This is a genomic window from Streptomyces otsuchiensis (genome assembly GCF_004305975.1).
GTDB lineage: Bacteria > Actinomycetota > Actinomycetes > Streptomycetales > Streptomycetaceae > Streptomyces > Streptomyces otsuchiensis.
Genome location: NZ_BHZI01000227.1, coordinates 1 through 9,498, shown reverse-complemented (window position 1 = coordinate 9,498; position 9,498 = coordinate 1). Strand labels below are relative to the sequence as shown.

Here is a 9,498-nt window from a genome sequence, read left to right as displayed (position 1 = left end):
GGTTCGACCGGGCGGCTCGCGTTGCTGAGACGGCTGGCTTCCCGGAGCAGCAGGACGGCTGCGTCACGTAGCCCGTCCAACTCGGGGACGAGTGAGGTGGTCGCCTCGTGGGCGTTCGCGGCACGGCGGACGTTCTCCAGCAGCAGCGTGGCGCGGTCGCCGACGCTGTCATCCCGGACGGTGAGCTCGCGGACCGCTTCGAGGTCGCGCCAGCCGTCGTCCTGGTGGAGCCGAAGGACGCGCAGGAGTTCGGGCGCCTGCTTGACGGCCGTACCGATCTCGCTGTCGCCGATGTCATAGGCGGCGTCGGCCAGTTCCTGGAGGAAGAGCGTGTCTTCAGTGGTGCGGCGCAGCCGGGCGAGCAGGTCGGCTGCGGCGGTGGTGGACCGCAGTCGTGGCGCGTCCGCGCCGTGCGAACCGCCGAGGCCGAGTCGTGCCGCGTTCTCCTGCAGCAGGGTACGCGTCTCGTTCACCGCGCCGCGGTGCGTGTCGGCGGTCTCCCGGACCAGGGCGGTGAGTCGCGAGACGTTCCGGGCGAAGAGCACGGGTGGCACGCTCTGCCCGAAGATCGCTCCCGCGCGCCTGAGTGCGGTGGTGAAGGTGGTCTCGTCGGGCAGCGCGACGGCGCGCAGCCCGTAGCCGTTGACCAGGCGTTCAAGTTCGGGTGCTGTGGTGACCACCTGGGTCTGGTACACCCAGGTGCGGTCGTCGAGCAGGGCGTAGGTGGCGATGATCAGGCTGGTCACGTCGCGGTCGAGCCCGGTGTATCCGAGCTCGCCGATCCAGCCGCGGATCGTCTCGACGGCGAGGTCCTCGCCGGTGGCGGAGTGCTCGGCCGCCTTCTTGTTGATTCGGAGCCGCCAGTCGTTGCTGAGGACCAGCGGGCCGTCGTGCACCTCGCCGAGGCCCAGCCCGTTCACGATCTTCCTGACGATCTGGAGGTGGTGACTGTCTACGGTGACGCGGCGGGAGCCGTCCTCCATCGCACGGGTGATCCATTCCAGGGTGGTCTTCAGCTCGCGCAGGGTGACGGCTTTGCGGGTCAGTCGGGGGTCGAGGTCGGGGTGGTTCGGGTACTGCGCAGCGAGCATGGCGTCGGTGAGCGTCTGCAGGTTGTGCTCGAACCCGACCGACCTCTCGGGCGTGGTCGGGTCGAATCCCGGCAACAGGGAGACGAGGTGCTGGCCCTCCGGCACCGTGGCCCCGGTCTCGGTCTCGATCGCCGCGTTGGTGACGCCGTACAGCTTGCGGAGCACTTCGGTCAGGTGAGCGCGCAGGTTGTCGCGGGACGCCTTGAGCTGGCTGCGGATCTGCCCGCGTTCCTCCTCCGGGCGGGTGGAGGTGTGCTCGTCGAGCCGGTCGCGTTCCAGGAGGTAGTTGATCTTCAGGAGGCGACCGAGCTGCCGGGAGCTCTGCTCGGAGAGAAAGTCGGGGAGCCAGACCAATGTGGGCTCGGCGCGCCCGGCTCCGTGCAGGCGCTTGACCCGCTGGAGGTCGTCGATGGGGCCGTGGTCACCCTCGTCGAAGGGGTAGTCGAAGACGATGCGGAGGTGGTCGGCCTGCAGCGGCGCGAACTGCGCGTCGGCGAAGTTGGTCGTGTCCCGCACGTTGCCGAGGACGAACTCGACGGTGCGCTTGCTGCCGCGCCACACCACCTCCCGCTGGCAGACGAACGGCTGGGTCTCCTGGATGCCCAGTTCCCGCCAGAGCTGCTCCCTGATCCAGATACGCCGGGTGCCGAGCTGGTCGGCGACCCCCTGCACCTCTTCCAGGAGGGGCTCGATGTCGATGTCGGAGAGGTGGAGGTGGAAGACGGGGTCGGTGCTGCCCTCGCTGCGCAGCTCACCGTCGAAGGGCACCTGCAGCTCCCGCAGCCGCTTGACCGCGAGGGAACCGGCATCGCCGACGCGGGTGCGGATGGACCCGTGGTTCAGGGCTGCGAGCCGGGTGCCGGTGAGCCGGGTGAGTGCGTGGACGCCCGGTGCGAGTGAGGCGAGCAGCAGCGTCTTGACCAGCCGCTCGTCCGCCTGGAACCGCTTGTCGTCGCTGCTCCCGTACTTCCGGAGCAGTTCGTCGCAGACCCGGGCGTGGAAGCGTTCCGCGGTCTCCGCTTCCTTGCGGAGCCGGGGGGTGAACGCGGCACCGGAGCGATGGGCGATGACGTCCCAGAGGTCACCGAGCGGGATGAGCTCGCCGAACGCGAGATCGTCACGGCGTCGGCGCAGCAGCTCCTGGACGAGTTTCAGTCCGGTGCGTTCGCGCTGAAGTGCGCCCGAGAGCTCGACCAGGACGTTGAGGAGCGCCGGCGAGAGCGGGTAGAGCTCGCGGAAGTCGTCCCAGTCGGCCTCGGTGCGGCCCTGGCCGTCGAGGAGGATCTGCCGCACCTCGTCGTTGGAGGACTCGATCAGCTTGAATGCGTCGTCGCGGACCGACTCCATGCCCGGCTTCGGGGCGAGCACCCGGTGCTTGATGATCTCGACGAGGTTGCTGTCCTCCAGGTCGACGACGTTGAAGCGCTCGGCGAGGTATTCGATCTGGCTCTCGAGGTTGGTGATGTCGGCGCCGACGACATCCGTGCCGATCAGCTGCGAGAGGTCCCGCTGGCGGGAGATGAAGGAGACGATCGGCACGGGACGGGCGCTGTCCCCCGACTCGATCAGCTTCACCAGCCGCTGGACCTGGTCGCGGACGAAGTCCTGGTCGCCCATTCTGGCCTGGAGCCACAGCACCAGCTCGTCCAGGAAGAGAACCACGCCGGTGTACCCGAGGGACTGGGCGTGCTGCGAGATGACCTTCAGGCCGTTCTCCAGCGGCAGGTAGGCGCTCGCCTCACCGCGCATGCCTTCGGCGTACGCGGCCAGCGGCCCGGTGAGCAGGGCGGAGACGAGCCGTTCGCGGTAGGGATCGCCAGTGGGAGCACCGAACGCGCGGTCGAAGTCGTCGCTGCTCCACTCCTGGCTGGGCATCGCCTCGGCGTCGCCGCCCAGCATGGGCAGGTCGTCGGGGTCGTCCGCGACCGCGCCGGAGGCCCCGGGGGTGAGGGCTGCCGCTCCGGGGCCGAGCCAGGCCAGGAACCGTGCGTCGTCCCCGAGGAACTCTCGCTGACGGCGGGCGTCGGCGAGCAGCGAGTCCGCCCGGAAGACCGCCGGGAGCGGCTGATCCGGATGGAGGGTCCGCACGGTGTGGACGTAGCCGCCGAGCAGCGCGGAGTCGAGGTCGGCGGAGCCCACGAGGTGGTAGGGCACCATGAGAAAGCGGCTGCGCCGCAGCCACTCGGCGTGGGGGGCGACGACCTCGGCCAGCCGCGGCTTCGTCGCGACCGAGGCGTGGTTGTTGAGAACCGCGTGCAGCACGGTCAGGAAGTGGCTCTTTCCGGAGCCGAAGGAGCCGTGCAGGTAGGCGGCTTCGGAGTTCCCGGATCTGACGGACCCCGCCACGATGTCGAGCGCCTGCCGGAACGCCCCCTGGAGCTGTTCGGTGACCACGTACTCGTGCACCCGGGCGTCGGTCTCGCTGAACCCCTGGGAGAGCTCGACCTTGAAGTCGCCCGCGTGGACGTCCTCCTTGATGTCGATGACGTCCTTCACCAGGGGCGCGCTCTTGGGCATCAGGCGGTGGTCCTTCTCTCGGGCTCGCAGTACGGCTGGGACGGGGCACGGCTGGGTCTCGCGCTCTGTTCGACGCCCAATCCTGCCAGGTGGCACCGACGCTCGCCGCCGCACTCCCGCGGAATCTCTCGTTCCGCTCGGTACGTGTGGTGTCACGACGTGTGCTCACTGGGTAGGGTGTCGCCGAATCCGGCCGACGGTGGGGCGTGCCGGTGCCGCGACAGGCCCGGAGGGGCGGGGAGGCCGGGAGCGGCCGGGTTCGCGACGACTGAGCGGGGGCGTTCGCGGTGGGATGGCGCGAGGAGCTGGTGACGGCGCTGGGTGAGCTGGTGAAGCTCACCGGCGGGGCGGGGAGGCAGCCGCGCTGGCAGCGCGTTGGGCGGGCGGTGCGCACCGGCGAGGCCGGCCGGTACGCGGTGGACCTGCGGGGCAGCGACATCGGCGCGGACCAGTTGGATGCGCTGCGGCTGGCCGGCCCCGAGGTCGGCAGCGCCGAGCGCCAGGGCTTCGCCGTGTCGGAGGTCGTTCAGAACGGCTCACTCCTCACGGTCCGGGTCGCCGAGTTCGCCGACGTCCCGGAGGCGCACCTGTGGCTGCTCAAGCAGCCGCCGACGTTTCTCGTGGAGGCCCTGCGCGACGGATTCGCCGGCCTCGGGGAGGCGCCGCTGGCCAGCGCGCTGGCCATGGGGACGATCGGTGGCGCACTCTCCCCCGATCCGGATCCGCCGGGCTTCCATCCGGCTCAGGGCGACGCCTACCGCGCCTGCCTGGGCGAGGGGGTCCATCTGGTGTGGGGGCCGCCGGGCACCGGGAAGACGACGGTGCTCAAGCGCGCCATCGGCGACCTGATCGCGCGCGGCGACCGGGTGCTCCTGGTGTCGGCCACCAACATCGCCGTCGACAACGCGCTGCTCGGCGTGGTGCGGGAGAACCGGCACGGCACCGGGGACGTCGTCCGTGTCGGCCCGCCGCAGCTGCGGGCGATCGCGGAGGACCCGAACGTCTCCCTCTCGCTCTTGGTACGGAAGCGGTTGACGGCGACGGCCGATCGCAGCCGCGAGGTCGAGACCCGGCTGCGGGATGCAGCGGCGCAGGCGGCGGAGCTCGCTGCGCTCGACGCCTCCCTCGTCCACTTCGATCCCGCCGCCTACGCGCGGGCCGAATGGCACCTCCTCAGCACCGGCGACGACCCGATCGCAGCCCGGAGCCGCGCGGAGCAGGCAGGGGCCGAGCTGGCAGAGGCGGTGTCCGAACGTGAGGCCGCCCAACAGCAGGCGGCCATGGCGCACGAGCAGCAACAGCTCGCTGCGGAATCCCGCAGGCAGTGGGCGAAGGTGGCGGCGCTGCGCGCGGAGCAGTCCGACGTCCGCGCCGCCGCCGACCGCAAGGAGGCCGAGAGGCTGCTCGCCGAGGAGCGCCTCGCGCAGCTGCGGGGCCAACTGCGCGAGTTCGAGACGCAACGCGCCGTCCGCCGCTGGCGCTCCAAACAGCAGCGGCAGGAGCTCCAGGAGCGGATCACCGATGCCGAGCAGCACGTGGACCGTGCAGCGCACGCCGCGCAGATGGCCCGCGCCACGGCCGTGTCACATGTGGCCCTGCTGGAGCGGGAGCTGACGCGTCTGGCTGCCTCCATCGCCCACGCGCCGGAGCGGATCACCGCGCTGGAGGCCGCGCTCACCGCGGCACAGGGCGCGCACGCCGCCGCCCGGCAGCGTGAATCCGCCTGCAGGGAGAGGGCGACCCGCCTGGAGCAGGCCGTCATCGACGCCCTGGATGCGGCGGAGATCGTCGCGCGGGCGGACGAGCACGACTGGCCCGAGCGCCACGCCCGCGCCGAGGAGCTCCGCCCCCGTGTCGCGGCCGAGGCCGCCGTCCGCTCCGAACTGGAGGCGCGGTTCCAGCTGCTCCAGGAGGAGTACGAACGGCTCGCACGCAACGCACAGGGCGAGATCATCAAGGACGCGCGCCTGGTGGCGACGACGCTCGCCCGGTTCCGCACCAACAAGGCGGTCTTCGAGGGCCCGTACGACGTGGTGCTGGTGGACGAGGCGGGCGCTGCGACACTTCCCGAGGTCCTGCTCGCGACGGGGAAGGCGACTCGCACTGCGGTGCTCCTCGGTGACTTCATGCAGCTGGGCCCTGTGCTGGAGGGCCGGTTGAAGGATCTCGATCGGCCGGACGTCAAGCGCTGGCTGCTGCCGGACGTCTTCCAGCACTGCGGCATCGAGGACCCCGCGGACGCCGAGCGCCACCCGGCCTGTGTCAGCCTCACCGAGCAGCACCGCTTCGGGCCGGCGGCCATGCGGTTGGCCAACTCGCTCGCCTACGGCGGCATGCTGCGGGGCGGACGGCAGACAGCTGCGCCCCGCCCGGCCGACGACCCCGAGATCGTGCTGATCGACACCGACGGCCTGCACGAACTGGCCCTGCCGCATCTGACGGCACGGCGGAGCGGCTGGTGGCCGGCCGGGCCGCTGATAGCCAGGGCACTGGTCGAGTACCACGGCGACCGGGGAGAGTCCGCGGGCGTCGTCACCCCGTACGGGGTCCAGGCGGCGGCGACCCTGGAGGCCCTGCGGGACATCGAGAGCGGCGATGGCCCGGTGGCCGAGGTGGGCACCGCCCATCGTTTCCAGGGCCGAGAATTCCCAGTCGTCGTCTTCGACACCGTGGAGGGCAAGGGCGGCAGGGAGCTGTGGATGTCACAGGCCCACGGCGGGCGCGGCGCCACGGACTAGGCCCGCGACGGGTTGCGGCTGTTCAACGTCGCCGTCACGCGCGCCCAGACCCGGCTGTACGTCATCGGGAGCCGCGAGCGCATCCGGAACGCGAAGAGCGACACCGCCCTCGCCCACCTGGGCGGACTGCTCGGCTCCCCCGGTGTCCGCTGCGTGCCCGGCGCGCAGCTGATCAGCCCGCCGGCGGCGGACGACCGCCGGCTCGGCGTCTTCGGCAGCGCTCTCGCCGACGTGCTGTCGCGGCATGTCGAGGTGGCAGCGGTCCACGACGAGACGACGTTCTACGAGGCGTTCCACCACGAGCTCCGCACTGCACGCTCGTCGATCTGGCTGTGGGCACCGTGGGTGGCCCAACGGGTGCGCACCATCCTCCCCCTGCTCCGAGAAGCCTCGGACCGCGGCGTGCGTGTCACGGTCTTCATCCGCGACGACACCGACAAGCTGCAGGGCCGCCCGAAGAACCAGAAGCTCATCGCGGAGTTGAGAGCCGTCGCCCACACCGTGGTGCCCGTCAACTACATGCACCAGAAGATCGTGGTGATTGACGAGAAGACGGTGATGCTCGGCAGCCTCAACACCTTGTCCCAGCGGTGGACGCGCGAGGTCATGGTGACGATGCGCGGCGGCCACTTCGCGCGGAAGCTGCTGGAACACGAGCACGCCGACCTGTTCGCCGGCCCGCCGCAGTGCGGCCGGTGCGGTGACCGCGACAGCATCGAGCTGCGTCGCCGCACCAACGGCATCTGGTTCTGGCGCTGCTACGACACGGCCTGCAAGGCGGGTCGGAACGGCCGCAGCAACGCGTGGAACCAGGACATCCGCCTCGGGGCCGCCCGCCGCTGACACCACTGCCGTCCGGGGCGCGGGCACCGGACGGAAGCCGCCACGCCGTCAGAGGTGCAGTCCCACGTGGTGGACGACGAACCGCTGCTTGGCCGAGTCGAGGGCGAAGTAGATGCGGCCGACCTCGTTGGGGGAAACGGCGTCCCGGACCTTGATGTGCGGCAGCCCGTCTCTGCGCTCCCCCTCGAACTCGAAGTAACGCTTCTCCTTGTTCTTCTTCAGCTTGTCGTCGCTGGGCGCGAAGCGTAGACCGTGATGCCGGAACCATTGGTCCAGTCGCGGCTTATTTCCGGACGAGCCGTACAGCTCCATCGCGGCCTGGGCGAGGGCTGTCAGCGTCTCCGTCATCTCCTCGGGATACGGGTAGCGTGCGTCCTTCCAGGTCCTCACAGCCCCCGCAGTGAACACGATGTGCCCTTCCGCCGCAGTCTCCAGGGACGCAAAGGTGGGGCCCGGGTCCGGCCCGAGGATCGGCACGTCACTCCAGGCGTCCACGGCGGCGGCCGTGTCCGCCTCGACGAACTGCTTCTGGTACTGGCTCTGCCAGTAGTCGCGGTCCTGCCGCAGCACCACGGCTTCGGCAGCTTCGGCTCGGGCGGTGTCACGCTCGTCGGAGAAGCTCTGCGCCAGGTCACTCAACCCGGCGTTCTCATCAACGAGCTTTCGCACCTTGTCCCGAAGCGCGGCGAGCTCACCGGCGGTGTCGCCGTCGACCCGGGCTCGAGTGATGCGCTCGTCCGCCCTACGGGCTCCCGCGCGGGAAGCCGCCTGCCTGGCCTGGTCCCAGGCGATGTCGCTTCCCCGAGCGATGACGGAGAGCTGGGCCAGCCGCGGCATGAGCACCTCGGTGACGAACCCGGGCCGGCAGATCTCCTTGCGGGAGTGCGTGGGATGGTGCAGCAGCAGATCGGGCCAGACGAGCCGAGCACCGCCGCTGGGAACGACCAGGTGCGGGTACCGCTTCCTGACCACCTGCGATGTCAGGTAGTTGAGCGTCACCACCTGCGCCAGCCCGGAGAGTTGAGCGGAAGCGTCCTCCGCCATCTTCCAGGCTTCCTGGTCCCGGGGCTGCGCCAACAGAATGGGCAGCCGCTCGCTCAGAGAAAGAGCGTCGAGAAGCACTGTCGCACTCCTCTCGTCCCGGACCTTCTCGTAGCGCCCGGTCGCAACCTGTCCCAGCACGCGAACGTTGAGGAACGGGTCCTTGAGCACCTGCCGCAACAGCTGGGGGCGGCGCAGCTTGGGGTCCTGGACGGGAGCGATCCACCCGTCGGGGATCGTTCGGCCCATGACGACTCGCAGGAGGCAGGCTGCGCCCGAGCGCGACACGGTGACACGGGTGACGAACTGCGCTGGGCTGTCCGGGAGAGGCTGCAGCAGTGTCAGCCGCAGCGCGTGGGTGTCCCCGTCACCCGCCACGGCCCAGCTCGCCTGCCGGTCACCGTGGGCGGCCAACCGGCCGGGGAGCACCCGCTCGCCATCCTGCTTCAGCTCCTCCACGGAAGGGCCCGGCAGGCTGCCGCGGGCACTCAACCAGTCCGCGAGATGGCCGGTGAGACGTCGGTACACCTCCTGCGACTCTTCCTCGGGGTGCTCATCCGACGGCCGGATGTCGAAGTTCACGGTGTACAGCGCCTGCATGACAGGCCCCTCCCCCCGGGCGCTCCGCTACCGGCGGACCGCCCGACGGATGCGAGCGCCTCGCTGCGGGCGACTGTAGTGCGGCCGTGCGTCCCCCGCTGGCGAACACCGTCTTCTGCACGACGGCGCGTCCGGCGCTACCGACCCGGGTCGCAGGGGATGCCGGTTCGGGGGCGGCTCTCCGCGGTAGCCGAGGGGGAGCCCGCCGCAGCGGCGTCCCCCGGATCGGCGGCGCACTCGGCCCAGACGGTCTTGCCGGGGCCGATGCGGTCGCGGACGCCCCAGGCGGTGGCGAGCGCCTCCACGAGGAGCAGGCCGCGACCGCTGCTGTCGTCGGGGCTGGGAACAGTCCGCGCAGGCATCGCGCGGTGGGTGTCACTCACCTCGACGCGGACGACGCCCCGGCTGTCGTCGTGCGCCAGCGACAGCCGGAAGTCCCGCCCCGGCACGCAGCCGTGGAGGGCGGCGTTGGCCGCGAGTTCACCGACCACCAGGACGACGGTGTCGGCCACCTCGCTGCCGCGCCGGTACCCCCACTCCCCAAGGCGATGGGTGGCGAGCAACCGGGCGAGGCGTGCGCCGCGCCGGGTGGCGGAGAAGCGCTGGGCGAAGAGTCGCGGCCGCCCCGCGGCGGAGGGGCTCCCGGGGGTGAACGTGCGGGCGAAGGT

General features: G+C 71.0%; 5 protein-coding genes. 2 read left to right on the top strand and 3 right to left on the bottom strand.

Annotated elements, in window-relative coordinates; genetic code table 11:
• The coding region (locus tag E0D90_RS19635; RefSeq protein ID WP_130799453.1) for a DUF6079 family protein at positions 1-3,608 on the bottom strand (3,608 nt) is incomplete at its 3' end.
• Between the two features lie 287 nt (positions 3,609-3,895).
• On the opposite strand from E0D90_RS19635, the gene E0D90_RS19630 reads away from it, so the two are divergent.
• Together E0D90_RS19630 and E0D90_RS27975 are read left to right on the top strand one after the other, a co-directional pair.
• Positions 3,896-6,346 carry a DEAD/DEAH box helicase gene (locus tag E0D90_RS19630; RefSeq protein ID WP_227870341.1) on the top strand — a complete coding sequence of 817 codons (2,451 nt, stop codon included), beginning with the start codon at positions 3,896-3,898 and terminating at the stop codon, positions 6,344-6,346.
• A gap of 12 nt (positions 6,347-6,358) precedes the next feature.
• Complete coding sequence (locus E0D90_RS27975; RefSeq protein ID WP_227870340.1) at positions 6,359-7,189, top strand: phospholipase D-like domain-containing protein; 831 nt, start codon at positions 6,359-6,361, stop codon at positions 7,187-7,189.
• Positions 7,190-7,237: 48 nt separating this feature from the next.
• Here E0D90_RS27975 and E0D90_RS19625 read toward each other — a convergent pair whose 3' ends face one another.
• Both E0D90_RS19625 and E0D90_RS19620 read right to left on the bottom strand, forming a co-directional pair.
• Complete coding sequence (locus E0D90_RS19625) at positions 7,238-8,830, bottom strand: hypothetical protein (RefSeq protein ID WP_130799452.1); 1,593 nt, start codon at positions 8,828-8,830, stop codon at positions 7,238-7,240.
• A gap of 137 nt (positions 8,831-8,967) precedes the next feature.
• Positions 8,968-9,498, bottom strand: a 531-nt coding sequence (locus E0D90_RS19620; protein WP_307721158.1) for an ATP-binding protein, incomplete at its 5' end; no start/stop codon positions are given.

Bases quoted from the DNA above. Each gene is read 5' to 3' on its own strand.
- E0D90_RS19625 (WP_130799452.1), bottom strand. From the start codon at position 8,830: ATGCAGGCGCTGTACACCGTGAACTTCGACATCCGGCCGTCGGATGAG.